The organism is Bathymodiolus platifrons methanotrophic gill symbiont, from assembly GCF_002189065.1.
In the GTDB taxonomy this organism is placed as follows: domain Bacteria; phylum Pseudomonadota; class Gammaproteobacteria; order Methylococcales; family Methylomonadaceae; genus Methyloprofundus.
In genome coordinates, this window is the sequence record NZ_BDMN01000050.1 from 1 (window position 1) to 26,612 (window position 26,612).

Below are 26,612 nucleotides of genomic sequence, written 5' to 3' on the forward strand. Positions count from 1 at the left end.
TGCCTCCCTCGCGCGCTACTAGCGCACTTCGGATCAGCGAATTGCCCTGTCGCCTACCAGGGACTAAAAATCATCACTCCGCTTAGGCTCCGTTTCCCTGATTTTAAGCGAATGTAGTCGATTCCTCAGCATGGTTATCCTATTTTGCAGGTGATGCCAACGCAAAGATATTTTCAACTCCAATAGAAAATATTGAAAAATTAATTGTTCCTAGCATTACTATTACCGAAGTCTTTAAGTTCGTTTTGCGTCAACGTGGCGAAGGCATGGCCCTGGAAGCTATTGCTCATATGGAGCAAGGCAAAGTTGTACCACTTGATAGTTCTTTAGCTATTGATTCGGCCAAATATGGTATTGACTATAAATTACCCTTAGCTGACAGTATTATTTACGCAACGGGGCAAAAATTTAATGCTCTAATATGGACACAAGATATAGATTTTAAATCGTTAGAAAATGTCAAATATTACCCTAAAAAAACTATATAACACAAAGTAATAGAGGAAATAAAGGACAGACCATGATTAACTTCAATTAATACCAGTAAAAGCGGAGAGGGCAGATACTAAAATAATAGTAAATGTGCCTTTTCCTTATAGTTCTTATTGTTTTCTTTTCCATCTGTATGATATTAGAGAAGAATTAGATCAGTGCATTTTTCATGCTTTTAAAGCGGTAAATTGTTAAAATTAACGAATTTTTCGATAAACATAGCCATTATGAACAAACACCCCACACTTCCCAAAGAAGGAATCGACGGCTTAAAAGAAAATTGGCGTAGTGATCTACTGGCTGGCTTCTTTGTCTTTCTTATTGCCTTACCCTTATCTTTAGGTATTGCAATCGGTTCTGGGTTTCCTCCCTCAGCCGGCATTATTACTGCTGTTGTGGGTGGTTTATTAGTTTCCCGCCTTAATGGCTCTTATATTGTCATTAATGGCCCAGCGGGAGGGTTGATTGTTGTTATGCTGGCAGCAGTGGAATCACTCAGCGACGGCGACATCATGTCAGGTTATCGTTATACTTTAGCAGCCGTCATGCTTACCGGTGTATTCCAGATCATTATGGGACGCTACAAACTGGGAAGTTTAAGTGCTTTTTTTCCTGCTCCTGTAGTACATGGAATGCTGGCAGCTATGGGTATCAGCATTATGGCCCGGCAAGTTCACGTTATGTTAGGTGCAACACCAGAACCCGGCAGCCTTTTTTCATCAATCGCACAAATCCCCAATAGTCTGTTAAATTCGACACCCGAAATTGCAACCATCGGCTTAATCTCTTTTGCTATTTTGCTATTTTGGCCTCTTTTAAAGCAAACTAAATTAGGTAAAATTCCCGCCCCTATCATCGTCTTATTATTAGGCATGGGCTTAGCACAATTTTTTGGTATCCAGCATGACCATTATCATTTTGGTCAGGCTACTTTACATGAACATCTAATCTCCCCGCCTTTTTTAGTGGAGATTCCTACTGATTTTTCAAAGATTATGACCTTTGAATTCTGGGTAGCAACAATTACTATTTGTATGGTCGCCAGTCTGGAAAGCGTATTAAGTGCAACAGCCGCTGAAAAGGTAGACCCCTATAAAAGGCCAACTGATTTAGACCGTGATTTATCAGCTGTTGGTTTAGGCAATGCTGTTTCAGGTTTTTTAGGTGGCTTACCTATGATTGCCGAGTTTGTACGTAGCTCTGCCAATGTAGAAGGTGGCGCGCAGACAGGTTGGGCTAATTTCTTTCACGGCCTGATATTACTGATGTTTGTGGTTTTATTCCCACACTTTATTCACAATATCCCGCATGCCTCTTTAGCCGCCTTACTGGTTTTTGTTGGCTACCGTCGCGCAACACCAAAGGTATTTGCACAGGTTTTAGCGATAGGCAAAGACCAGTTGTTTTTATTTGTGGTAACTATTATTGCGGTGTTGGCAACCAACTTATTAGTCGGTGTCTTTTTTGGCGTATTTGTAAAACTATTACTGCATTTATCACGCGGCGTATGGTTGAACAATATGTTTAAAATTCACTTTACAATTATCGAACAGGGTAATAATGTTACCGTTAAAATTATTGGTTCCGCCTTATTCTCTAATTTCATACCGCTAAAAAAAGCAGTGGATAATATAGAACCAGGCAAGAACATTATCATCGACTTCTCACAAGGCTATTTAATAGATCATTCAATATTAATTTACCTTAATGAATTTAGCGCTCACTATGCACGTAGCGGCGGCAATTGTCGACAGGTGGGGCATGCCCTGGAAACCTATTCTGATCATGATTTAGCTGCACGGTTAATGACTGCAGATGATAGAAAATAGTTAGGCAATTAAAGAACATGAAGGCACTCCACTACGTGCCTTCATGCTAGATATTGAGCACCAACCACTAAATAGGTTCACTACCTGAAGTCAGGGGTCAGCCGACTTCAGGAATATGCTCAAACTATTAAGCGGATGAAAAATTTAGCGGCAAGATTAGAAACAGCATTAGAAATTCCCGCCCTGCCTTTCAGTTTATACCTACAGCAAAGGAAAAATCACCCAATATTATCTTGATCGTTGCCGATGACCTGGGTTATTCCGATATTGGTAGTTATGGCGGTGAAATCAATACCCCCAACCTTGATAAATTAGCTAAAAACGGTCTCCGCTTTAGCCACTTCACCAGCAATGCCGTTTGCTCTTCTACACGCGCCTCTTTATTAACAGGTCTGAACCATCATTCTGTGGGTACTGGCTGGTTGGCGGAATGGGACTTTGGCTACCCGGGTTATCGTGGTGAGATTTCCAGCAACACGATGACTCTGGCAGAAATTTTAAAACAACAGGGTTATGCCACTTATATGGTCGGTAAATGGCATTTAACCAATGCCAAAAACCGTTCACGTATTGGCCCTTTTAACTCATGGCCACAAGGCCGTGGTTTTGAGCGTTACTGGGGCTTTCTTGATGGTGAAACCAGCCAATGGAAGCCACATGCTTTAATCAGCGGTAATGAAACCCTTCCGCCACAATCTTATACCGGCAATGATGATTTTTATTTACCTGATACCTTAACCGACAAAGCTATTGCAATCATTAATGACTTGCGTAGCCATAATAGCGACAAACCTTTCTTTCTTTATTACGCCACGGGTACTCCTCATGCGCCTCATCACACAAAGGCAGAAGACCGCAAAAAGTACCTGGGTAAGTATCAGCAAGGCTGGGATAAAATCAGGCTACAACGCATAAAGCAACAAAAGAATTTGGGCCTAATCCCTGAAAACACCCTGTTAAGCGATTATATCCCTGGTGTTGAAGCCTGGGACAATTTTACTACCGATCAACAAAAAATGTATGCTCGACTGGAAGAAAACTATGCGGGCTTTGTCGACAACATGGATCAAAATATTGGTCGATTACTGGCGCACCTGGAAAAATAGGCGAAACAGAAAATACGCTGATTATTTTTCTTTCGGACAACGGTGGCAGCCGTGAAGTGGGCTTAGAAGGATCATCCAATGCGTTACGTTTCTTCCATAAAAAGCCATCAACCACCGCACAAAACCTAAAAGATTTTGACCGGATTGGAGAGATCGAAACACACCCCCATTACCCTTTAGGCTGGATGCAAGTTAGCAATACGCCATTTATATACTCTAAAAGAACCAGCTACGACGGAGGCACGCGCGTTCCTTTAATTATATCCTGGCCTAAAGAAATAAAAAAACCAGGAATTCGCCATCAGTTTCACCATGTTACCGATATAACACCGACTATCATGGAAGCACTCAACCTAACTTTACCTAAGACCTATAAAGGTAACCCTATCAAACCTATGGAAGGCGTTAGTTTAAAATATACATTTAACGACGCAGATGCTACCGACCAAAAAAAAGAACAGTATTACGAAATTGAAGGGAGTCGCGCTTATTATAAAGACGGCTGGAAAGCTATCAGCCATCGGGAGCCTAATCAGAAAATAGCCGATACTCATTGGCAGCTATTTAATTTAAAAGATGATTTTGCTGCTACTATTGATGTGGCAGATAAGTATCCTGAAAAACTCAAACAATTAAAACAAGCATGGTGGAAAGCAGCAGATCAATTTAACGTGCTACCTATTATTGATGTCCCTTTATTAGAACGCCCTATGTACACCAAACTATGGCAGGATGATAATCGCAGCGAGTTTACTTATCAGGCTAGCACTAATACCGTGCATCGCTTTCAAGGCCCGTTCCTACCCAATCACGCCTATGTCATTCGCGCTGAAATCGATCGAGATGATACCACTCAACAAGGCGTCTTAGCAGCGTTAGGCGACCTCTATTCAGGTTACAGCCTGTTTATTAAAGATAATAAATTGTATTATGAAATTAATACCGCTTACCGCGTTACACAATTGATTTCTGCACAGACTGTTCCTGTGGGCAAAGATATTATTATCGAATACCGTTTTGATAAAGTCCCCTTAGCATTCACAGTCGCTAAAGGTTTATTTAAAGATGGCATGGACTTTGACAAACTTTCCGTGTTACGTGGCACCGGCTCACTGTGGATAAACGATAAAAAAGGGCTCTATGTGAATCCTAGTGGGTAGTCGAATTTTAACTTACCAACCATTTTTTAGGTTGGTTTTGAATGTGTGGTTTAATTGACGCTTACGGAATCTCGTTGGTTAAGCATAGATTCCCGATAAAGCTTCTGCCCACGCTTGACTGGGTAGACTTATCAAGAGAATGACGTGTTTTTTAACATACTGATGTTTAAAGCTTAATTTTACTTTGGCTGAGAGTTGTACGTAACCAGGTAATTTTTTATAGTTACAAATAAAAAAGGGCAATAGTCCCTAATTTCTATGTCAATGAAATAAACCGCTTATCAGGCTGACTGATTCGTATACAGGTTTTAAAAAAGTATTATGTTTGTTTTACTTCTCACAATTAAAAATCAAATCGACTACTCACTTGATTTCTTGAATTAATCTACTTTATTATTTCATTTATTTTGATTGCTATATCCTAGATTAAGCAACCAAATAATCAATTACATTTGTTTACAACTAATTACATCTTATTACCCGCAGCACATAGCCACTATGCTAATATAAAATCAAAAGGAAACACCAGAATTACGGCTATTAATAATAAGCTGCGGTGTTAGAGAAAAAGGAGCAGGTAGGCCTATTATCATGGCCCCTACAGCAGTGACCAGAAGAGTATAACATGGACAAATACACTTGGTTAAAACACTATTACAGATCTATATAGATTAATAGCCATTGCGTCTAAATCAGAGGAGAACAATAATGCATGTATTTTTAGAAATATTTCCCTTATGGATAGTTTACTCAGTTATCTTATTTATATTAAGCTTACCTGTCTATTTTAGCTGGATTCATGCTAAAGGAGATATTATTAGATTCATAAGAAATAACATTAGTTTTACTGGATATGCTGCTTTTGCTAGCTTTGCCTGGACTATTTATCTTATGTTAACTAATGATACTAAAGGCATGACAGAAATGATTGAATTATTCTGGTGGGCCTGGGTTATCACACTTACAACTAAATTCTATTATTTGCATAAAGACATAGCGCAATTAGAAGGGTAATAAGCTTTATAACTCTAATATAACTCAGTTTATTATCGTCGCTTCTTTCTCTGAAATTTTCAGATAATTGAACGCACTGTATTAGAGAGATTTTTTTGCAAAAAACGCCTTAATAAATCCAGCGAATAGATTGCTGCCTGGTTCTGTTTGCGCGTTTTTGAACCAGCAATTGATCGCTGACTATGAACAAATCCTGTGGGAGTTAATAACAAGGTAAAGAGTGTAATACTTAACTCTTTTTGCTGAAATTGATTGGCACTACCTTCGTATAATTGCACCAAGACACAATCAGTCCCCTCTTGTTCTTGTATATTTTGAGCAATGCCTAACGCAATCTCCTGAAAATCAGCTATTGCCTGATTGTCAGTCAGCCTCTGTAAGCCTTGATTGTATACCGAGCTAATCAACCAGGGCTGGGTAATACATTTTGCAGCCATTAATCCATGAGAAGCTGTTTCCTGAACGGACAAGGTCAGTTGTTGCTGTTGCATTAACTGACTGATTACATCAACTAGCCCGCCTTGATAACCATCTAAACCATCAATGGCAAAGATATAATCACCAATGTTTTCTGCAACATGATTAACAGTTGCTCTAACTAGATCGTGTTCAGCATCACTCGGAAAAATCAGTTTGGTATGTACTTCATCAAGCGCAGCTCGAAAACCCAACTTAGCGCAGTCAGGTAAAGTAATCGTATTGAGTTTTTCCTGTAAATCAGATTCTCCAATACCCACAGATCGCAGAGTAATCAACTGCTCTGCTTGCACAGAAAAACGCTGTGCCAACTGACTAGCAATTGTTGCATCGTACATATGCTTCATTTCAGAGGGCACCCCAGGCACAAAGACAAACCAGCAACGATTATGCCGCACGGAAAAGCCCGGCGCCGTTCCCCATTCATTATCAATACGTAGAGCACCTTGTGGGAAGAAAGCCTGTTTACGATTGCTATCAACCATTGTACGTTGTCGACAGCTAAAATAGTGGGTGATTTGTTCTAGTGCAACAGTATCCAGTTCCAGAGGGAGTGCGAATGCTTCTGCTACTGCCTGGGCAGTCAGGTCATCGATTGTTGGCCCCAGCCCGCCAGTGCACAGACAGACATCAGCACGCTGGGAAATATCCTGTAACAGGGTTTTTAAATCCGCTAAATTATCGCCGACTGCGCTGTGGCGTTTAACGACAAAGCCCATCGCACCAGTTTTTGTGATAACCACGCGGCATTGGTATCGACGGTCTGGCCGCTAACGATTTCTTCGCCTTGAGAAAATATTTCTGCTATTGCCTGCATAAAAATCGTTAGCTAACTGTAGACAGGCTAATCTATATTTTTATAGCAAGCATATTATCCAAAGCAATTTTGGCTAATTCTGCTTCTTGCTCTTCAACTTTTATTTGATTAACAATATGTCCTGCAGCTAAATTTTCCAGAATCCACGCCAAATGCTGTGGATCGGTGCGGAACATGGTCGAACACATACTTAATGCCGGCGACATAAAGTGTACATTTTTACCATCCGCCTTACATTCATCATGTAAGCGATTCACTAAATTCAGCTCTGTTGCAACTAACCAGCGTGTATTAGGCTCGGCTTCACGAACAATTTTTAAAATAACTTCCGTAGAACCAATGAAGTCAGCCTTTTGACAAACTTCAAAACAGGCTTCAGGATGAGCTATTACTTGAGTCTCCGGGTAACGCTCTAAAAAAGCATCAATCTGTTCAGGCTGAAAAACCTGGTGTACAGAACAATAGCCTCCCCATAGAATCATTTTTGCCTTACGAATCTGCTCTTCAGTTAATCCACCTAGTGGTTTAGAAAAGTCCCAGACTACCATTTCGTCTAGAGGGATCCCCATATTAAATGCAGTATTCCGGCCTAAATGCTGGTCAGGAAAAAATAGAATTTTTTCCCGCTTAGAAAAACTCCATTCAAGAATTTTTTTAGCATTGGATGAAGTACAAACAATACCTTCATGTTGCCCACAAAAAGCTTTTAAGTCGGCTGCTGAATTGATATAAGTTACCGGGGTGACTTCATTTTCAACATCAATCACTGTTGCCAATTCATCCCAGCAGCGCTGAACATTGACCTTATTCGCCATATCCGCCATAGAACAGCCCGCCGCCAAATCAGGCAAGATAGAAACCTGCTCATGGCGAGACAGAATATCAGCCACCTCTGCCATAAAATGTACACCACAAAAAACGATATATTCAGCATCGGATTCAGCGGCTTCCCGAGAAAGTTTTAAAGAATCACCAGAAATATCCGAGTGCTGAAATACTTCATCGCGCTGATAATGATGCCCTAAAACAATACAGCGTTTGCCTAGTGTTGCTTTAGCTTGCTTGATTTTTATCGCGCACTCTTCATCAGAAAGTAATGCGTAATCCTGGATGGGTAATGCAGTCATAATGGTTTCTCAAATCTCTTTTTGTAGAGCGTGGCTTCAGCCCGCAAATATCTATACATTCAAAAGCAGGCTAAAGACGCTGTGAAAGTACTCAACACCCCGTTAAGGAGGGATTAGGGGGAGGGTTGATATATTAAAACCTATCTTACAATATCAATGACATATGCTTTTATACGATCCCCCCTCAATCCCCCCTTCTCAAGGGGGGAAGCTAAAAGCATATACTTTCACAGTCTCTAAAGCCTCGTCCTACATTAATTTAAGCTTCTTCTTTAACAACAGGCTTATGCAATTTAATATGTAACTCTTTTAATTGCTCTTCATTAATCACTGCCGGTGCATCCACTAATGGACAAGCTGCCGATTGAGTTTTTGGGAAAGCAATCACCTCTCTAATTGAACTTGATCCGGTCATTAACATAACCAGGCGATCTAAACCATAAGCCATACCACCATGTGGAGGACAACCATATTTTAAGGCTTCCAGTAAAAAACCAAATTTATCATTTGCTTCTTGTTCATCTATGCCTAATATACCTAAAACAGTAGCTTGCATTGCTGTCTTATTAATACGAATTGAACCACCACCAACTTCAGTACCGTTCAATACTAAATCATAAGCACGCGACAATGCCGCACCAGGGTCCGCTTTTAACTCTTCTTCTGAACAACTAGGCGCAGTAAAAGGATGATGGATGGCATTCCAGCGACTCCCTTTTTCATCCCATTCAAACATTGGAAAATCAACAACCCAAAGAGGTTTCCATTTGCCTTCTAATAAATCTAGATCCAGGCCGACTTTTACACGTAATGCGCCGATTGCTTCATTAACAATATTGATTTTATCCGCACCAAAGAAAATCAGATCACCTGTTTGTGCGCCCGTTTTTTCCAGCACAGCTTCCCATACTTCAGCTGGAGCAAATTTCACAATCGGTGACTGCAAGCCTTCTAGCCCGCCATCACGATCATTCACTTTGATATATGCCAGACCTCTAGCACCATAAATACTCACATACTTAGTGTATGCATCAATATCTTTACGACTTAATTTAGAACCGTTAGGAATACGTAAGGCAACGACACGCCCTTTAGGGTCATTAGCAGGACCTGAGAAGACTTTAAACTCTACATCTTTCATTTCATCGGCAATATCTACCAACTCTAATGGAATACGCAAATCAGGTTTATCAGAGCCAAAGCGCGACATCGCTTCTGCATGCGTCATGCGTGGAAATGGGTTACCTAGGTCAACATCTATGACTTCTTTAAATAAATTACGCATCATGTCTTCCATGATAGCCATAATTGCATCTTCATCCATAAAAGACGTTTCTATATCCAGCTGAGTAAATTCAGGCTGTCTATCGGCACGTAAATCTTCATCTCGAAAACAACGAACCACTTGATAATAGCGATCCATACCTGCCATCATCAACAATTGTTTATATAATTGCGGTGATTGCGGCAGAGCAAAAAATGCATGCTGATGGGTACGACTTGGAACAATGTAATCACGCGCTCCTTCAGGCGTTGCCTTGGTTAAAATAGGCGTTTCCATTTCAAAGAAATCCTGGGCATCCAGAAAGTTACGTAAATTACGCGTAACATCGCGGCGCACTTTCATTTTCTCTAGCATTGCTTTTTTACGCAGATCAATATAACGATAACGCAAACGCATTTCTTCGTTAACTTCTATCTCACTTTCAATCGGGAAAGGCGGTGTTTCTGACTCGTTCAAAACCTCTATATGGCTAACCAACACTTCAATTTCACCGGTTGCCATATTCGGATTAACAGTACCTTCAAGGCGGTCTCTGACAAGCCCTTCTACACGCAGAACATATTCGCTACGCACACTTTCAGCAATCGCAAAGGTATCGGTTGTTTCAGGATTAAAAACCACCTGAACTAATCCCTCCCGATCTCTTAAATCGATAAAAATAACACCGCCATGATCACGCCTTTTATGTACCCAGCCGCACAGTGCAACTGATTCACCTAAGTTATCTTTGTTTAATTCTCCGCACTTATGGGTACGCATAACTCTTTTCTCTGTTTATTAAATGTTAATTGATCCTGTTGGTTCGACTCATTCGTACCAACAAGTATTACTTTTTGATTGACGCCTACGTCATTATCCAGCTTTACTAGACTTGGCAGCAGGCGAAGATTTTTCACCGGCAACATTTTTCTTATTGCCACTTTTAAAATCAGTTTCATACCAGCCGCTACCTTTTAATCTAAAGCCTGCCGCCGAAATTTTTTTCTTTAAATCTGGCTCATTACAGCTAGGACACGTTACCAGTGGCTCTGCACTCATTTTCTGCAGGGCTTCATGCTCATTTCCACAAGCCTGGCACTGGTATTCATAAATTGGCATTTGCTACTCCGAAAGAAGAAAATAACTAGAAATATGGAGGCTCATTTGCTTTTTTTCAATAAGCAAATCAAAATTAACCCAATATTTTAATAATAAGCAGCTACACAAGCAAGAAGTAAAGTTCAGCCACGACTCGTTTTTAAGTCCATAGCCCACTTTTTTCCAAAGAGAAATGGCGAATTAACGAGAAGGATCTGGGCTAATAACAGCTAGAAACCATGACCCATTTTACAAAAGACTTTCTTTAAGGCGATTCCCTATGCAACAAATAACACTTACCCAACCTGATGACTGGCATTTACATGTACGCACGGGTGACATGCTAAAAACAGTGATTAACCATACCGCCCGGCAATTTTCGCGCGCTATTATTATGCCCAACCTACAGCCTCCGGTGACTAATGTAGCGCAGGCATTAAACTATCAACAGGAGATTCAGCAGGCAACTTCTCGTCAGTATAATTTCACCCCTTTAATGGTGCTATATCTGACTAATGCTACGACCGTCGAAGATGTCCAGCAAGCCAGCCTATCACCCGCCATTCATGCCTTTAAACTTTACCCCGCCGGCGCAACAACCAACTCTGACCAAGGCGTGACTGATTTAAATGCTATTTATCCCATTTTTGCGGCAATGGAAGAACTCAATGTGCCTTTACTGGTACATGGCGAAGTCACTGATCCGGAAATAGATATTTTTGATCGAGAGCGTGTGTTTATTGAGCAAAAACTGAGTGTTATTCATCAGCACTTTCCTGATTTACGCATAGTACTGGAGCATGTCACTACCAGTGATGCCGTACAATTTGTGCAACAAGCCCCGGACAATATTGCCGCAACCATTACTCCTCAGCATCTGCTATATAACCGCAATGCCATTTTAGTCGGAGGTATTAAGCCACACTATTATTGTCTACCGATACTTAAACGGGAAACACACCGAGAGGCTTTAGTAAAAGCAGCAACGAGTGGCAATCCTAAATTCTTTTTAGGCACTGATAGCGCACCTCACTTGACCCATCTAAAAGAAAATAGCTGTGGATGCGCAGGCTGCTATTCAGCATATGCCGCAATAGAACTATATGCCGAAGCTTTTGATAAAGCCGGAGCACTGGACAAATTAGAAGGTTTTGCCAGTTTTTATGGCGCTGATTTTTACCAGTTACCACGAAATACACAGCAAATCACCCTGGAAAAAACAGACTGGCAAGTACCTGAACACTATCCTGTGACAGAAAAGGAACAGTTAACTCCTCTTAAAGCAGGAGAAATATTGCATTGGAAATTGCAGGCATAGCTTTACCTTAAAAATACAAGTCTCTGAATATATAGTATTTTGTTACTTGAAGATGGACAGCCAGAAACCTGGCTTAAGATGCTGATTACCCATAATCCTCCGCCAAACGATGTCATTCCTGCATGCCTTTAGCAGGAATCTCGTAGCTTAAGCACAGATATTGTGGAAATAATTAGGAATACAGGAAAAGCAGCGCACTCACTTTCCCGTATTCCGCAAGCTACATACGGGCTACGCAAAGTTTCAGGTATATTTGATGGCGAGCCTTATCCCGGTCAACTGCGATTTTTAGGGCTATTCCAGGTCCTCATATAGAGACTCATCCAGATCTTCATCGTCCATTCCTTCCAAATCAAGAAGTTGTGCTTCACCATCATTAATCAGGTAATCTCTACGCTGCATATAAGCAGAGCGAAAAAATATATACCGATCCATTGCAGCTTCTGATGCTACCGCTTCAGCTCCTAAAAAATCAGCTCTGACATCTACAATTTCTACCGCACGCAACCCCACAGCACCCCAGGACACAGCTGAATTAGCAAAAAGGAAAGTGTAAGTAAGTGGATGCAAAGCAGTATCCCCCAAATAACCACCAACGCCTCTGACAGAGCTCGGGCCATAAAAAGGCATCACAAAATAAGGCCCTCTTGGCACACCCCACACAGCAAGTGTTTGCGCAAAGTCTTCTTCATGTTTGGGTAAATCAATCATAGTCGCAACATCGACAAAACCGGCAATTCCGACTGTAGTATTCACTACAAATCGAGCAGCATCCATACTTCCCTGCTTAGGCTTTGCCTGTAAAAAATCATTAACACTGACACCAATATCTTTTAAATTGGAAAAGAAATTACTGATACCAATATCCACAAACTCTGGAGTTATCCACTGATAACCTTTGGCAACGGGTTTTAAAACATATTTATCAACTTCATCATTGAATGACAGAATACCTCTGTTCATGCTTTCCCAGGGATCAACCGGGTCTGGATGAGCAACAGTCGCACAGGCTTGTAATATACTTAAACAGCCTACGCTCAGAACTACTCTCAATTTTCTTATTTTATTTAACATTAAATGCCTAAATTACTAGCAAAAGTTTATCCAATTAAAAACTTCGCGTAACATAGCATATTTTTACTCAGCAATTTAATATTTAGCGCCATGGAACCAGTTGATTATCCATTGAATGAGAGATTTAGGGGCTACTTACCCGTTATTATCGATATAGAAACAGCAGGGTTTGATGCAAAAAAAAACCCACTATTGGAAATTGCTGCAGTAATTGTTGAATATGATAAAAATGAACAGTTATGCATTACTGAAAGTCATGCAGCCCATATTATTCCGTTTGAAAACTCGATTTTAGACCAGTCTGCTTTAAAATTTACCGGTATAGACCCATATCATCCTTTCCGCATGGCAGTCTCTGAAAAAGATGCCTTACATAAACTATTCCAGCCCATTAAGCATGCAGTAAAACGTAATAAATGCACACGCGCTATTTTAGTCGGACACAATCCCAATTTTGATATTAATTTTCTTAATGCAGCACTCACTCGAACGAAAATAAAACGCAGCCCTTTTCATCCCTTTAGCACCTTTGATACAGCTACATTAGGCGGCTTAATGTATAAACAAACTGTATTAGCAAAAATTGGCAAGGAAGCAGGCATGACATGGGATAATGAACAAGCGCATTCAGCGCTTTATGATGCCACACAAACTGCTGAAATTTTTTGTAACATCGTTAACCGGTGGAAACAACTAGAAGCTTTAGATACAAGGACTGAGCCTTAGAAACTGAGAAAGTTTTATATTTTCTGATTTTTAATTTTTGTACTGATATGATTTGCCCCCATCAAAGCAAGCACCACAAAGGCTCCCGGTGTAATAATTGCAGCTGCAACTGATACCGAAAGCTTTAACTTCTGCTGTCTGCTGATAGCAATATCAGCACTATTATTTTCTACAGGGTACCGAATCGCACCACATGAATGACAGAGAGGATATTTTTTTTGTTCTGTTGTACCGCAAAATGAACATTCTGGCATAGCATCACCATAACTTTATTCTGATAGCTCAATAGTAGCAGAAAAACATAATGCTACAACTATTATAATCAAACCTGGTAAAAAATAGATTGGATTATAAGCGTCTAAAAATCCCTAGCTAATCTCCGCCGGTAAATGGTTGCACTAATAACGGCTATGGGTGGAATAACAATATTCAGCACTGGAATCATCAATGCAAATAAAACGATTCCACCAAAACTTAAAGCACCCAGGCGTACCGTTTTAAGTGCCTGGCGCTGTTCTGAAAAAAGTGCGCCTTCATTTTCCAAAGGATAGGCAAAATACTCCATACTAAGGCCCCATGCCCCAAAAAGACCCCATAAAACCGGAGCAATTAAATTTACACCCGGGATAATTGAGATAATCAAGATGGGAATAGCCCGAGTCACTAAATAAACTATTCGCCTTAACTCTGAGCCTAAAACTGAAAGTATGGGCTGCTCCTGAATTTCACCCGTCTGATTATTCAAAATTTGCTGAGTTTTAGCTGCTAGCCCCCCGTAAAAAGGGGAAGCAATTAAATTAGCAATTAAGGTAAAAGTAAAGAATCCTGCCACAAAAAAACTGATGAAGAACAAGGGATAAATTAACCAGTCTAACCACTGTAGCCAGCTAGGTATAAATTGTGCAATTAGCACTCCAACATAATGGTAACCAAGGTACAACATACTGGAAAATAGCACTAAATTAACTACAATCGGAACTAGCACATATTTTCTTAATTTTTTATGCCCTAGCAATGGGACTCCTTTTGCTAAACTCTCTACTGCCAACAGAGGGTTTGCCCCTGCCCTTTTATCAAATTCAATATTCATTTTTTTAATTCTCTAACACCTTTTTCAAAAGGATTAAACACGACACCACGTTCGGTGACAATAACACTAATTAACTCAGCTGGAGTAACATCAAACACTGGATTCCACGCATCAACTAAACTCCCCGCTTGCACATAACAGTCAGGCAAAAACTCACTAGCTGCGCGTTGCTCTATTTCAATTTGACAACCATTTTCCATAGCAAAATCAATAGTTGATACCGGAGCAACAACCATCATTTTAACACCATGATGTCTAGCCAAAACAGCCAGGGAGTATGTACCAATCTTATTAGCAACATCACCATTCGCAGCAATACGATCTGCACCCACAATGATCCAGTCAATTTTACCGCTTTTCATCAACATAGCCGCCGCCGAATCAGCGATTAATGTCACAGGGATATTATCTTCTGCTAACTCCCATACTGTTAATCGCGCACCTTGCAACCAGGGACGGGTTTCCCCGGCAAATATCTCGCGCACCTGCCGCTGCTGCGCACTACGAATCACACCGAGCGCTGTACCATAGCCTCCTGTCGCCAAAGCACCCGCATTACAATGGGTTAATAACCCTTGTGCATCAGCCAGAATATCTGCACCTAATTCTCCCATTTTTTTATTAGCAGCTATATCTTGTTGATGAATTTCAAGCGCTTTATTAATCATTTCATCAACAGGTGAATGCTCTATCAAAAGCAAAGTTTCCTGCATAACAGATAATGCCCAGAATAAATTCACTGCCGTTGGCCTTGATGCAGCCAACAAGGTAATATCCGCATTAACCTGTTTCTGCCACTCAGTATTTTGTGGCGAATAATGTTGTTGTACTGACAGGGCGACAGCATACGCAGCAGCAATACCTATTGCCGGTGCACCACGAACACGCATAGTCTTAATTGCTTCGGCAACCTCAGCAGCCGTGGTAAAAAAATCGTAATGGACTTGTTCAGGTAATTGACGCTGATCCAAAACAGCTAATTGCTGATCCTGCCATATCAAAGCATGGACATTGAGTTTATTTGGGGAACTACTCATTAACACGTATACTCACTAATTATTATTTTCTAGCTCCCATGCTCTGCGTGGGATTTGATACTAGGACGCTCCAAGATGCAGAACGTCACAAACTGCATTCACACGCTGAAGCCTGGGAATGAGACCACCCAACCGATATACTAAATATATATGCAAGTTGACACTGTTATTAACGCACGCTGGATTATACCTGTAGAACCTCATGAAGTAATACTGGAACATCATGCATTAGTTATCCACGAGGGGCATATACTAGATATTTTGCCGCAACAACAGGCGCAAGAAAAATACCAGTCAAGCCAGCAAGAAAACTTTGCCAATCATGCTATTTTCCCCGGGTTTATCAATGCCCATACGCATGTTGCCATGACGTTATTTAGAGGGATTGCTGATGATTTACCGCTAATGGAGTGGCTGGAAAAACATATCTGGCCTCTAGAAAAAAAATGGGCTAATGAAGCCTTTGTGCGCGATGGCACCGATCTAGCAATTGCTGAAATGCTACGCGGTGGTACCACCTGCTTTAATGATATGTATTTCTTTCCCGAAATCACCGCACACCAAGCTATTCAACATGGAATGCGCGCTAATATCGGGCTTATCATGATAGACTTTCCGACGGCGTGGGCGGACGGCCCTGAGCAATATATTGAAAAAGGTCTGGCTCTACACGACGAACTTCGTCACGAGCCTTTAATTCGCACACCTTTCGCGCCTCATGCCCCCTATACCGTATCTGATGAGCCTTTGCAGCAAATCAGGACACTAGCTGATGAATTAAATCTCCCCGTGCATATGCACGTACATGAAACAAAATTTGAAGTCAGTCAGGGCGAACGCCCACTGAAACGTCTACATGATTTAGGTCTAATCAACCCTGCCTTTATTGCTGTGCATATGACCCAGTTAACCAGTCATGAAATCAAAAAATTTGCACAAACGGGCGCACATATTGTGCATTGCCCTGAATCAAATTTAAAACTGGCCAGCGGTTTTTGTCCTGTACAGAAATGTCTGGATGCGGGCATTAATGTCGCACTGGGAACTGATGGAGCCGCAAGTAATAATGATCTGGATATGCTGGGAGAAATGCGTAGCGCTGCATTATTAGCAAAAGGGGTTGCTGAAGATGCCAGTGCCGTTTCAGCCGCCACTGCACTACGTATGGCAACGCTAAACGGCGCTAAAGCATTGGGTATTGACGATATTACTGGTTCATTAACAATAGGTAAAGCAGCTGATATCTGTGCGCTAGATCTCTCCGACATAGAAACACAGCCTCTTTACAACCCTATTCATCAAATTGTATATTCTGCCACGCGCCATCAAGTTAGTGATGTCTGGGTAGCTGGGAAGCAATGCTTAAAAAACAAACAACTAACAACTTTAAATTTACAGGATCTAAAAAGCAAAATTGCACAGTGGCAACTGAAGTTACAGGCACCGATTAATTGAGTCAAGAAATACGTTCATTAAAATCAGGAGTAAAAAAGCTTTAGCTTTTTTTGCTGACAGCAATAGCTAAAGAGACTGTGAAAGTATATGCTTTTAGCCTCCCCCCTTGAGAGGGGGGATCGTATAAAAACATATGTTATTGATATTGCGTGATTAGTTTTAATATCAAACTTCCCCTAACCCCTCCTGAACTAAGCAAAGGGATTTTGTTGAATACTTTCACAGTCTCTAAAGCTATTGCCCCCTCACTAAGAATTTAGAGATAAATAACACCCGTTCCAGGAAAAAAGCACTAAAAATAAATGCTAGAACAATTTACCTTTGCCTTAAATGTCACCGCTCCCATCCTGATACTACTCATCCTAGGGATTACTTTCCGGCGCACGGGGTTTATTGACCAGCACTTTATCAATATCGCCAATAGCTTTGTCTTTAATATCACTTTACCCTGTTTACTTTTTTTCAGCATTGCAAGTACACCACTCACTCAATCGGCCAATATTCCACTGTTTCTGTTTGGTGTATTATTTACCCTAGGCAGTGCATTGCTATTCTGGTTAGTCAGCTTAGGTTTAATTGAATCTGATAACCGCGGCGTTTTTATACAGGGAGCTTTTAGAGGCAACATGGGCAACATGGGCATTATTGGTATTGCCTTGGTGCTCAATGCATACGGCACAGAAATGTTAGCGGTAGCCAGCCTATATATGGCATTAATTGCTATGATAGATAACCCTTTAGCCGTCTTAATATTAAAGCCTAAAGGACACAGGCCCTACAAGTCTATTCTGACCAACCCGATTATTATCGCCGTTTTTTTAGGACTGGTCTTTTCCTGGTTGCAAGTATCTCTGCCGACATTCATAACCCAGTCAGGTCAGTACCTAGCGCAAATGACCCTACCACTAGCTCTAATCTGTATTGGCGGTAGCCTATACTGGCAAAATTTTCAGAATAACCCTCAAGACGTTATCTGGGCAACACTGTGCAAATTATTGTTTATGCCATTTTTAGGTACTTGCCTGGCGATTTATCTCGGTTTTACAGGGCAAGAACTAGGCCTGATTTACCTTATGCTCTCATCGCCAACTGCGGTATCCAGTTATATCATGGCCAAAAAAATGACCGATTACGGTAGCATAGCCGCTGAAATTATTGCCCTCTCGACAGCCCTAAGCACCCTGGTTATCACCGTAGGTTTGATCCTGCTTCAAACGACAGGCTATCTATAATGCGCATTGCCCTGTCATTTACCTTTATCGCATTACTATGGGCAACAACACCTCTGGCCATAAAATGGAGTGCTGAAGGTTCCAGCTTTATTTTTGGCGTAACGGCACGTATGAGCATAGGCTTGATTTGCCTATTCTTTATGCTATTACTAATGCGTCAGCGCCTGCTCTGGCACAGTAAAGCCAGACAGACTTATTTTGCCATTGCGGTACAAATATATGGCGCAATGATGGCCGTTTACTGGGCTGCTCAATTTATCCCATCCGGCTGGATTTCGGTTATTTTTGGACTAACACCGTTTATAACCGCAGTACTCTCTGCCCTCTGGCTTGGAGAACGAAGTCTATCCTGGGATAAATTACTAGCGTATATCTTAGGAATTACCGGACTTAGCATCATGTTCCATTCTGCCTTACATATAAGCTACAACACCGCAATGGGAGTAATCGGCGTACTAGTTGCCACTTTCTTACAGTCTTATAGCGCAGTCTGGGTAAAACGTATTCATGCACAATTACCCGCTATCACCCAGGTAACGGGAGGAATGCTATTCGCGCTTCCCCTTTATCTAGCTAGCTGGTGGTTTATTGATGGTAAGATTCCCAGTACTCTGCCAATTAACAGCAGCTTATCTATTTTATATTTAGGCTTAATTGCTACACCAATTGGCTTTGCTCTGTACTATTATATTCTGACCCATATCGCTGCAACACGCGTAGCTTTAATCACCCTGATATCCCCTGTATTAGCACTATTATTAGGTCATTATTTAAATAAGGAAGCCATAACAATGGAAATTGCAATCGGTACGGGATTAATTTTAAGCGCACTGATTATGCATAGCTTTATTGATCAAATTAGACGACTTAGGCGGTAAATATTATTATGCAATTCTCACACAAAAAATCATCACTTCCGACTGCTACTGAAGCATTAGCTGGTCGCGAAACAGCCATCTGCACTCCGGAAAAACACTTTGTAACAGCCCTGCCCATCAGCCCTCCCTTTCCTGAAAATATTCAGCAAGCTATCTTCGCCATGGGCTGCTTTTGGGGCGCAGAAAGGTTTTTCTGGCAACAACAAGGAATTTTTAGTACCGCCGTTGGTTATGCCGGCGGGTTGACACCCAACCCAACGTATAAAGAGCTTTGTACTGGTTTAACAGGACATACCGAAGTCGTCAAAGTAATGTTTGATCCTGAACAAATCAGCTATCAGGATTTACTGATTCTATTCTGGCAGGCTCACGACCCTACCCAGGGTATGCGTCAGGGTAATGATATAGGTACACAATATCGCTCAGCCATCTACGCAACTAATGCAGGGCAACTTAAAGCAGCACTAGACTCAAAACAACATTATCAACAACGCTTAAGCAAGGCTGGTTTAGATTTAATCAGCACCGAAATTACACTTGCACCCACATTTTATTACGCAGAAAATGAGCATCAGCAATACTTAGCCAAAAACCCCGCAGGTTATTGTGGTCTGGGTGGCTTGCCTATAACCTATAGTTAAAGAGAACCAATTTTCCAAATCTAAATAATACTAAGTTATTAAGTTTGCTGGATTTTTTACTATCAGACGCTAACACTCTCTCCCGAGATTTCTTAACGTTTAGGTTCACCGGATAGCCAAAAGCTACGTATCTCCTAGCTTTTGGCTATCCGGTGAACCTTTTGTCAGCTGGTACTTTGCCAGACAGGTTCTACTTCACATCCTTCACCGCAAGGACAATCTTGTCGATCTTGCCGGTGAAGCGCGTCTCATCCCGGCCGACGCCGATACCTTCAGCGACCGGCGTCTGGCTGTCGAGACCAACGTCAGCCGTTTCATCGGCGGAGAATATCAAGGGCTGGGTCTTCTCGATTCGACCCTCTGCGACGGCTTTCCCGTTAACAGAGAGAGTCGCCATACCGCCTTTGCCGAGTCCACCACCATCGTAAACGAAGTCCAGTAAAACGTGGCATCACCTGCAGAAATTACGCTGCTTGATGCTACTGTATAACGCTCAAGTCCAAGATAATTGTATGTGTAGACTGGTTTGCCATCTTTCATATAGGTAAGCGTCAATTAAACCACACATTCAAAACCAACCTAAAAAATGGCAACCTGCTGTATGCTGTTGAAGAATATCTAAAAAGTCTTGATCTATTCCACTGTATTCAGGGGTAGAGGTCTTTTTTTTCGACCGCCTCCAGGTTGTCTGATTCCTGTTATATCCAGTTCTAATTCGGTGAGTTCTTTTTTTCCTTGGCGGATAGTTTTTGGGTCACACTCTAATAAAGCTGAAATATAGTTAACGCCACCATGAGATAATTTTTCACTTTCAATGGCGGCATACCGTCGCTTATTTTTTTCACAAAGTGAGTCATAAAATTTCTTCATCGACTTTTCGATATTTTTTTTATAAGGAAATGACATAAGACAACCACTGAGTAATAAATTAAGATAACCTTAATTTAGGGGAGATATTTCATTATTCAAGCTTGGCTGCTTCAGGAAGTTATTTCGTGCACATTCCTAACATTCATGAAGGTGTTCTCCAGCATACCTTCCATTCCGGGGTAGAGCGTGAGCGACATTCGGTCACCCAGGATATCCGGACGCCCGGCAATGGCAGGATTCATCCGCGCAATTACCCGGTCGTCAATCGGCAGAGCATGGTATTTCCGGCCTCTCTCATGAACAGTGCCTGCAGCTTGGCAAGCTTCTCAGGGTGTTTGTCAGCCAGGTTATTGGCAAGGATGAAGTCCTCACGAACATTGTACAAATCCCAGATATCTGTCTCCAATGGAGGCATATCGACGGCTTGCCATGGCGCTCGGTGAATCGTCCGTGCGAACCAGCCATCGTGATAGACCGCTCGGTTGCCAAACATCTCGAAGTACTGGGTTGTGTGCCGTTCTTTGGCACCTTCATCATTAAACGTGTATAAGAGGCTCGTACCTTCGATAGGCGTCTGAGGTGTGCCATTAACGCTCTTGGGTTCGGGAAGTCCGGCTGCTTCGAAAATAGTCGGTGCGATATCGATGACGTGACCAAATTGGCTGCGTATTCCACCCTTCTCCTTAATGCCCTCCGGCCAATGAACGATCATTCCATTGCGGGTACCGCCGAAGTCTGAGGCTACCTGCTTGGTCCACGTAAAAGGCGCATCAAAGGCTACCGCCCAACCAGCGCCATGTGAGGGAAGGTCTCCGGGCCACCCCACTTATCAATCAGCGGTACCAGATCTTCCACCTTCTCGGTGACATTGTTGAAGTAAGTCATTTCGTTATACATGCCGACGAAACCGCCTTCAGCACTGGTACCATTGTCACCGGCAATATAGAAAATCAGCGTGTTATCCATCTCTCCGATTTCCTCAATCGCAGCGATGAGGCGACCGATTTCATAGTCAGTCTGCTCCAGGAATCCGCCGAACACCTCCGCCTGTCGGATAAACAGGCGCTGTTCATCCGCGGACAGGGCATCCCAGTCTTTAATATCCTTGGGCTTCGGCGGCAATATAGTGTTAGCTGGGATAAGCCCCATCTCTTTCTGGCGTGCGACTGTTTTTTTTACGAATATCATCCCAGCCTGCGTCAAACCTCCCCTTATACTTAGCAATCCATTCCTTAGGAACATGGTGTGGTGCATGAACTGCTCCGGTTGCAAAGTACATAAAAAAGGGCTTATCCGGTGTCATTGACTGCTGCGCCTTTACCCAGTTGACCGCCTGGTTGGTCATGTCAACGGTGAAATGATAGTTATCCATCTTTGGTGGCGTAACTTTAGTCACGCCATCATAGACCAGTGGGTACCACTGATCCGTCTCGCCTCCGATAAAGCCGTAGAACTTGTCGAAACCCTGGTGGGTTGGCCAGCGGTCGAAGGGGCCTGAAACACTGGTCTCCCAGGCAGCTGTTTCATGCCATTTGCCAAATGCTCCTGTACTATAGCCGTTGAGACGGAGCATCTCGGCTAACGGTGCAACGCTGTTTGGAACTTGTCCTGTATTCCCTGGAAATCCTGTTGAAGACTCCATAATTGACCCGGTGTTGGCAGTGTGATGATTACGCCCTGTCTTAAGTGCATTTCTCGTCGGTGAGCAAAGCGCCGTGGTGTGAAAATTATTGTAAGAAATACCGTCAGCAGCCAGCCTGTCGAGTGTCGGTGTCTGAATCGGGCCACCGAAGGTATTGGGGCCACCAAAACCTATGTCGTCGATCAGTACAATCAATACGTTGGGGGCTTTCTTTGGCGCCTTGATTTCAAATAGCGGTGGCGTTTCTACGTTACGCACATCGAGTTCGCTATAGGTTGGTCTTTCTGGCTCCTGGATTGGCAAAACCGTACGACTGAGCTTTTCCGGTGTTGAGCACGCTGTAACTAAACTAGCGAGCGGTATTATGGTTATCCAGATTGATTTGAAAATCGAATGTTTCATAAAGTATTCTCCTGTGTTTGTATCTTATCGGCTAACGCTTCGCTTCACCGGAAAAATAAAGCGGAGAAGCGAAGCGACGTAGCTTTATTTTGTCCGAGTGTAAGCGTTTGTTATGTTTGCAATTTTGTGACTCATTTAATCATTACCTTGTAGTGTTCAGAATACCCACATTCCTCAAAGACCAACCTTAGCCCGTCTTTAAATATTGAATAGTCAAACTCCTTAATATCAAATATATTTTGGCCAAGTGAATGGGACTCTCGGTTCATATACCTTGAAAACGCCTGATACATATCACCGGATAGCGCTGGCTTTTGAAATACGTTATTAAAGTCTTTTTTCTGCACAAAGTTGAAAAAGTATTCGATAATATTTCTCATGCAGTTTGCGATTAATGCGGGCGGCGAGGCATCATCTTTTACAACAACTTTTTTTCTAGGTGTTGATTCTGAAGAGCTCTGCCCTTTACATAGCTCTAGGAAATACAAGAAACTAATAACAGTCTTCTCCCCCTCACTAAGAGAGTGAAATGCATTTCCGTCTTCATCAGACCTATGCACTTTGTAAAGGTTATCCCCATGCTTAACCACAGAAAAACCAACTACCCCTATTTCTGTTAATCCATTATTTATATTTGTTCCGTGCGTTTACGCTTATGCTCCTGCTCACGCTGTTTAAAACGCTTAACAATATCAGCACTATCATTGTCAGCAATCGGGCTGCATTTATCATCCAGACTATAACCATCGGCCTGCATATCATAAAACCAGACATTATCCGTGCCACCATTGTTGGTTTTAGTAAATACCAGGATCGCGGTACTTACTCCTGCATAGGGTTTAAAAACACCGCTGGGCATGGAAATCACCGCATCCAGTTTATGCTTGCTGAGTAGGGTTTCGCGTAATTGTTTATGGGCTTTAGACGAACCAAATAATACGCCATCAGGAATAATCACCGCACAACGTCCACCGATGTTTAACATACGTAATATTAATGCTAAAAATAGCAGTTCGGTCTTTTTGGTTTTAACGGTTTTCAGTAAGGAACTTTCAACACTGTCATAATCCAGAGAGCCTTTAAATGGTGGATTAGCCAGAATCAGGCTGTATTGATCACGAGTCTCTGCATTGGCTTCACTTAATGCGTCGCGCCCAATCAGTTGCGGGCTATCAATCCCATGTAATTGCAGGTTCATTGCGCCGATGCGTAACATGGTGCTATCAAACTCTATCCCGGTAAACATGGAATTATTATAGTGTGTTCTGAAGTCTTGCTCATGAAACCAGTCAGGATGATTATCGTGGATATATTCACCGGTTGCCACCAGAAACCCCGCACTTCCACAGGCAGGATCACACACGGTATCTTCCTGAGTGGGCTGCATAATATCCACCATCATTTTCATAATATGCCGTGGGGTTCTAAATTGCCCGTTTGTTCCCGCTGTGGCAATTTTAGATAGCAGGTATTCGTACAGATCACCTTTGGTATCCCGGTCATCCATTTTAATCTTGTCGATCATCTGCACCACTTGTTCTAACAATTTAGGTGTAGGGATCATAAATGTCGCACCTTTCATAAACTGAGCAAAGACACCGGCACCACTACCGAGCTGCTTCATATGTTCAAAGGTGGTGAGATTGTCGCTATCTGTCTGAGCTTGCGTGAACAAAGTAAATAAAGATTCCGGATCTAGATTTTTAAAGGTATGCCAGCGAAATTTCTGATGTGCTTCAAGATAGATAGGATTTTCAACTGTGCTGCCTATCATATTGGCTTTCTTTTCTTCCAGTAATTGCCGCTCATCCAGGCGCCGTAAAAACAACAGAAAGGTGAATTGCTCTATGACTGTGAGTGGATTGCTAATGCCGCCTGTCCAGAATGCTTCCCATATTTTATCCACCTGGTTTTTAAGTTCGCCTGTTATCATGCTGTCCCTTGTTGCAGTAGCGTTGTAATGACTTCTGTAATGAAAGCGGGGAGTCGCTATTTTTGCGAAAGCTTGTTTTGGGCATCCCAGCCCAAGCAAGCAGCAAAAACTTAACGCGACCACTTATGCCTCCGGCGGCCCCGATTCGTCCTCGTCACCTCGTCCCGACCCAACAAGGGGTCGGAACATAGGCTCCAAATGACTTGACGCCGTGTCGGATGGCCTTTTATTTTGTCTCCACCTTCGCTAACGCTCAGACTCCGACAAAACAACGGCCCTACGGCTATCGCGGACTAAAAATCATCACTTCGCTTAGGCTACGTTTCCCTGATTTTCAGCGATTGTTGCTATTGTCCCATTAATTTTAGATTGCTGGGTAAGAAATGCTTTGTTAATCTTGCGAACACGCAGGTGTAATTCGGGACCAAGGGTTGATTAATCGTTCACCCTGGCAAAATAATTGCATCATCAATTAGCCTTCCTTCAAAATGACAAATTGACCAATATCAAGCCCTAAAGAGAGCCATACTACCCCTTGAAACTTAACACCCCTTCCGTAGTATGATTATCAGAAAAGCTTTGCAAACAGCTCTTTACTTTAGTAAATTAAGATATAGTAATGCCTGAATCAAAGTACTTCTTTTTTAACACCCCATATACATAACAGGATGGAGTTTTTATGTTAAATACCAACCTACGCCTAACACTACTTATTGGTGTATTTTTCAGTTGTTTCACTGGATCTGCTTTAGCACAAGCAAAAAACCACTACACCATGTATCAGCTAAAGAATGTAAAAACTGCCATGAAGATATTTATTCGCAATGGAAAGGTTCTATGCATGCTAACAGTACCGCACTTAAAGACCCTATTCATGGGGCTTTTTTATAAAGCGGTTATAGGTAACCCCGAACAAGAAGGCATCCAGAAAAATGGGAAATACCCTGTTTGTCTGCAATGTCATGCTCCTACAGCCGCTAAAGATGGCAAAATTAATCTAGCTGCTTTACCAATCTATAATGAAGGCATTAATTGTGTTACTTGTCATACCATAAGCGGCTTCAAAGGGACTAAAAAAGCAGCAGGTGGATTGAGATTAGGCACCCAGGCTTATGAGTTCTCCGATACATCACTACAAGGTCCTGGAACAAACCATACGACTCCAGATTGGCAACACCCGGTCTTCCAGAATACTGCAAACCCTAAAGTATTTAAGACCAATGCAGTCTGCATGGGTTGTCATGACCAGCGCAAAAACTCTAATAAAGTGGCACTTTGTCAAACAGGAGATGAAATCGCGGCATCAGAAGGCAATACTAATTGCGTTAGTTGTCATATGCCGACTGTTAATGGCAAAGCGGATCATAGTTTATTAGGCGGTCATTCAGCCGAAATGGTGAGTAAAGGCTTGTTGATGACAATGGCGACAGTAAAGAAAAACAAAACACTTGAAGTCAGTATTAAACTGACTAATCAACTACCACATAAGTTTCCTACAGGTGCGCCGTTCAGAAATGTGTATGTCAAGTTAACTGGTTATGATAAACAAGGCCAGGAGGTCTGGTCTAGCAGTCAATCGCACCCGGTTAAAGATGATAAAAAAGCTATGTTTATGTATAGCTTAGGGGATGCAGAAGGAAATCCTGCTCCACCACCCAAGGCAACACAAGTTTTAGGTGATACACGCCTGAAACCTCATGAAACCAGAGAATTAAAATATTCTATGGCTAGGGCAAAAATTGCAAAATTAAAAGCGGTGGCTTATTACGATCTACTTTTACCGCCGATGAAAAAGAAATTGGTAGTGGGTTAAATCTGTTATTTCACTTAAATAATTAACCTGAGTTCGGGATAAGGAATTATAGCAAAGGCAATAAATCTTCTCTTCTTAGGTTGAGAGCAGGCTTTTTTTCTTGGTACGAATAAGCAA

The 26,612-nt window shown here is 42.0% G+C and carries 24 protein-coding genes and 2 pseudogenes; 13 read left to right on the forward strand and 13 right to left on the reverse strand.

The window, feature by feature from the left end; genetic code table 11:
- Window positions 1–110: 110 nt before the first annotated feature.
- The 5 genes and pseudogenes from CDZ78_RS03490 to CDZ78_RS03510 all read left to right on the forward strand — a co-directional run.
- Window positions 111–488 (forward strand): annotated as a pseudogene (locus CDZ78_RS03490) (type II toxin-antitoxin system VapC family toxin); the annotation flags it as partial.
- A gap of 231 nt (window positions 489–719) precedes the next feature.
- Window positions 720–2,321, forward strand: coding sequence for a SulP family inorganic anion transporter (locus CDZ78_RS03495; protein ID WP_087868725.1), 1,602 nt, complete (start codon window positions 720–722; stop codon window positions 2,319–2,321).
- A 233-nt stretch (window positions 2,322–2,554) separates the two neighbouring features.
- Complete coding sequence (locus CDZ78_RS23550) at window positions 2,555–3,427, forward strand: sulfatase-like hydrolase/transferase (RefSeq protein ID WP_167374159.1); 873 nt, start codon at window positions 2,555–2,557, stop codon at window positions 3,425–3,427.
- Window positions 3,424–4,587 (forward strand): sulfatase-like hydrolase/transferase, encoded by a 1,164-nt coding sequence (locus CDZ78_RS23555; protein ID WP_280175537.1) that lies wholly within the window; start codon window positions 3,424–3,426, stop codon window positions 4,585–4,587. The genes CDZ78_RS23550 and CDZ78_RS23555 overlap by 4 nt, the downstream gene beginning before the upstream one ends.
- Window positions 4,588–5,295: 708 nt before the next feature.
- On the forward strand, window positions 5,296–5,601 hold the full coding sequence (locus tag CDZ78_RS03510) for a hypothetical protein (protein WP_087868728.1): 306 nt from the start codon (window positions 5,296–5,298) through the stop codon (window positions 5,599–5,601).
- Window positions 5,602–5,660: 59 nt separating this feature from the next.
- On the opposite strand, the gene CDZ78_RS03515 is transcribed toward CDZ78_RS03510, so the two are convergent.
- The 4 genes from CDZ78_RS03515 to CDZ78_RS03530 form a co-directional block, all read right to left on the reverse strand.
- Window positions 5,661–6,821, reverse strand: a complete 1,161-nt coding sequence (locus tag CDZ78_RS03515; RefSeq protein ID WP_307190450.1) for a competence/damage-inducible protein A — start codon at window positions 6,819–6,821, stop codon at window positions 5,661–5,663.
- Window positions 6,822–6,927: 106 nt separating this feature from the next.
- Complete coding sequence (nadA, locus tag CDZ78_RS03520; protein ID WP_087868729.1) at window positions 6,928–8,022, reverse strand: quinolinate synthase NadA; 1,095 nt, start codon at window positions 8,020–8,022, stop codon at window positions 6,928–6,930.
- Window positions 8,023–8,281: 259 nt separating this feature from the next.
- Window positions 8,282–10,066: an aspartate--tRNA ligase gene (gene aspS / locus CDZ78_RS03525; RefSeq protein WP_087868730.1), complete on the reverse strand. Its 1,785-nt coding sequence runs from the start codon at window positions 10,064–10,066 to the stop codon at window positions 8,282–8,284.
- A 93-nt stretch (window positions 10,067–10,159) separates the two neighbouring features.
- Complete coding sequence (locus CDZ78_RS03530; RefSeq protein ID WP_087868731.1) at window positions 10,160–10,405, reverse strand: FmdB family zinc ribbon protein; 246 nt, start codon at window positions 10,403–10,405, stop codon at window positions 10,160–10,162.
- 259 nt (window positions 10,406–10,664) lie between these two features.
- On the opposite strand from CDZ78_RS03530, the gene pyrC reads away from it, so the two are divergent.
- Window positions 10,665–11,702: a dihydroorotase gene (gene pyrC, locus CDZ78_RS03535; RefSeq protein ID WP_087868732.1), complete on the forward strand. Its 1,038-nt coding sequence runs from the start codon at window positions 10,665–10,667 to the stop codon at window positions 11,700–11,702.
- Window positions 11,703–11,996: 294 nt separating this feature from the next.
- Here pyrC and CDZ78_RS03540 read toward each other — a convergent pair whose 3' ends face one another.
- A complete protein-coding gene (locus CDZ78_RS03540; RefSeq protein ID WP_087868733.1) occupies window positions 11,997–12,776 on the reverse strand; it encodes an MlaA family lipoprotein in 780 nt (259 codons plus the stop codon).
- Between the two features lie 90 nt (window positions 12,777–12,866).
- On the opposite strand from CDZ78_RS03540, the gene rnt reads away from it, so the two are divergent.
- Window positions 12,867–13,502, forward strand: coding sequence for a ribonuclease T (gene rnt / locus CDZ78_RS03545; RefSeq protein WP_087868734.1), 636 nt, complete (start codon window positions 12,867–12,869; stop codon window positions 13,500–13,502).
- 14 nt (window positions 13,503–13,516) lie between these two features.
- On the opposite strand, the gene CDZ78_RS03550 is transcribed toward rnt, so the two are convergent.
- From CDZ78_RS03550 to mtnA, 3 genes are all read right to left on the reverse strand, one after another.
- The gene (locus tag CDZ78_RS03550) at window positions 13,517–13,756 is read right to left on the reverse strand and encodes a hypothetical protein (RefSeq protein WP_087868735.1); all 240 of its coding nucleotides are present in this window, start codon (window positions 13,754–13,756) and stop codon (window positions 13,517–13,519) included.
- A 104-nt stretch (window positions 13,757–13,860) separates the two neighbouring features.
- Window positions 13,861–14,592 (reverse strand): sulfate transporter CysZ, encoded by a 732-nt coding sequence (gene cysZ / locus CDZ78_RS03555; RefSeq protein WP_307190451.1) that lies wholly within the window; start codon window positions 14,590–14,592, stop codon window positions 13,861–13,863.
- A complete protein-coding gene (gene mtnA, locus CDZ78_RS03560) occupies window positions 14,589–15,629 on the reverse strand; it encodes an S-methyl-5-thioribose-1-phosphate isomerase (RefSeq protein WP_087868736.1) in 1,041 nt (346 codons plus the stop codon). Before mtnA ends, cysZ begins: the two co-directional genes overlap by 4 nt.
- A gap of 150 nt (window positions 15,630–15,779) precedes the next feature.
- Between mtnA and CDZ78_RS03565 the strand changes: the two genes are divergently transcribed.
- The 4 genes from CDZ78_RS03565 (at window position 15,780) to msrA (ending at window position 19,835) form a co-directional block, all read left to right on the forward strand.
- Entirely contained in the window at window positions 15,780–17,084 is a 1,305-nt protein-coding gene (locus tag CDZ78_RS03565; RefSeq protein ID WP_087868737.1) for a TRZ/ATZ family hydrolase, read from the forward strand.
- A 302-nt stretch (window positions 17,085–17,386) separates the two neighbouring features.
- On the forward strand, window positions 17,387–18,316 hold the full coding sequence (locus tag CDZ78_RS03570) for an AEC family transporter (RefSeq protein ID WP_087868738.1): 930 nt from the start codon (window positions 17,387–17,389) through the stop codon (window positions 18,314–18,316).
- Window positions 18,316–19,194 (forward strand): DMT family transporter, encoded by an 879-nt coding sequence (locus CDZ78_RS03575; protein ID WP_087868739.1) that lies wholly within the window; start codon window positions 18,316–18,318, stop codon window positions 19,192–19,194. The genes CDZ78_RS03570 and CDZ78_RS03575 overlap by 1 nt, the downstream gene beginning before the upstream one ends.
- 8 nt (window positions 19,195–19,202) lie before the next feature.
- Entirely contained in the window at window positions 19,203–19,835 is a 633-nt protein-coding gene (gene msrA / locus CDZ78_RS03580) for a peptide-methionine (S)-S-oxide reductase MsrA (protein ID WP_087868740.1), read from the forward strand.
- Window positions 19,836–20,025: 190 nt separating this feature from the next.
- Here msrA and CDZ78_RS22540 read toward each other — a convergent pair whose 3' ends face one another.
- The 5 genes and pseudogenes from CDZ78_RS22540 to CDZ78_RS03605 form a co-directional block, all read right to left on the reverse strand.
- Window positions 20,026–20,232 (reverse strand): hypothetical protein, encoded by a 207-nt coding sequence (locus CDZ78_RS22540; protein ID WP_087868741.1) that lies wholly within the window; start codon window positions 20,230–20,232, stop codon window positions 20,026–20,028.
- A gap of 236 nt (window positions 20,233–20,468) precedes the next feature.
- On the reverse strand, window positions 20,469–20,741 hold the full coding sequence (locus CDZ78_RS03590; protein WP_087868120.1) for a hypothetical protein: 273 nt from the start codon (window positions 20,739–20,741) through the stop codon (window positions 20,469–20,471).
- A 95-nt stretch (window positions 20,742–20,836) separates the two neighbouring features.
- Window positions 20,837–22,749, reverse strand: a pseudogene (locus tag CDZ78_RS03595) (arylsulfatase); the annotation flags it as partial.
- 131 nt (window positions 22,750–22,880) lie between these two features.
- Window positions 22,881–23,339, reverse strand: a complete 459-nt coding sequence (locus tag CDZ78_RS03600; RefSeq protein ID WP_230991074.1) for an AAA family ATPase — start codon at window positions 23,337–23,339, stop codon at window positions 22,881–22,883.
- Between the two features lie 38 nt (window positions 23,340–23,377).
- Window positions 23,378–24,682 carry a type I restriction-modification system subunit M gene (locus CDZ78_RS03605; RefSeq protein WP_087868743.1) on the reverse strand — a complete coding sequence of 435 codons (1,305 nt, stop codon included), beginning with the start codon at window positions 24,680–24,682 and terminating at the stop codon, window positions 23,378–23,380.
- Window positions 24,683–25,411: 729 nt separating this feature from the next.
- On the opposite strand from CDZ78_RS03605, the gene CDZ78_RS24195 reads away from it, so the two are divergent.
- Window positions 25,412–25,573, forward strand: coding sequence for a multiheme c-type cytochrome (locus CDZ78_RS24195; protein WP_167374161.1), 162 nt, complete (start codon window positions 25,412–25,414; stop codon window positions 25,571–25,573).
- The gene (locus CDZ78_RS03615) at window positions 25,557–26,495 is read left to right on the forward strand and encodes a multiheme c-type cytochrome (protein ID WP_167374162.1); all 939 of its coding nucleotides are present in this window, start codon (window positions 25,557–25,559) and stop codon (window positions 26,493–26,495) included. Before CDZ78_RS24195 ends, CDZ78_RS03615 begins: the two co-directional genes overlap by 17 nt.
- Window positions 26,496–26,612 lie beyond the last annotated feature (117 nt).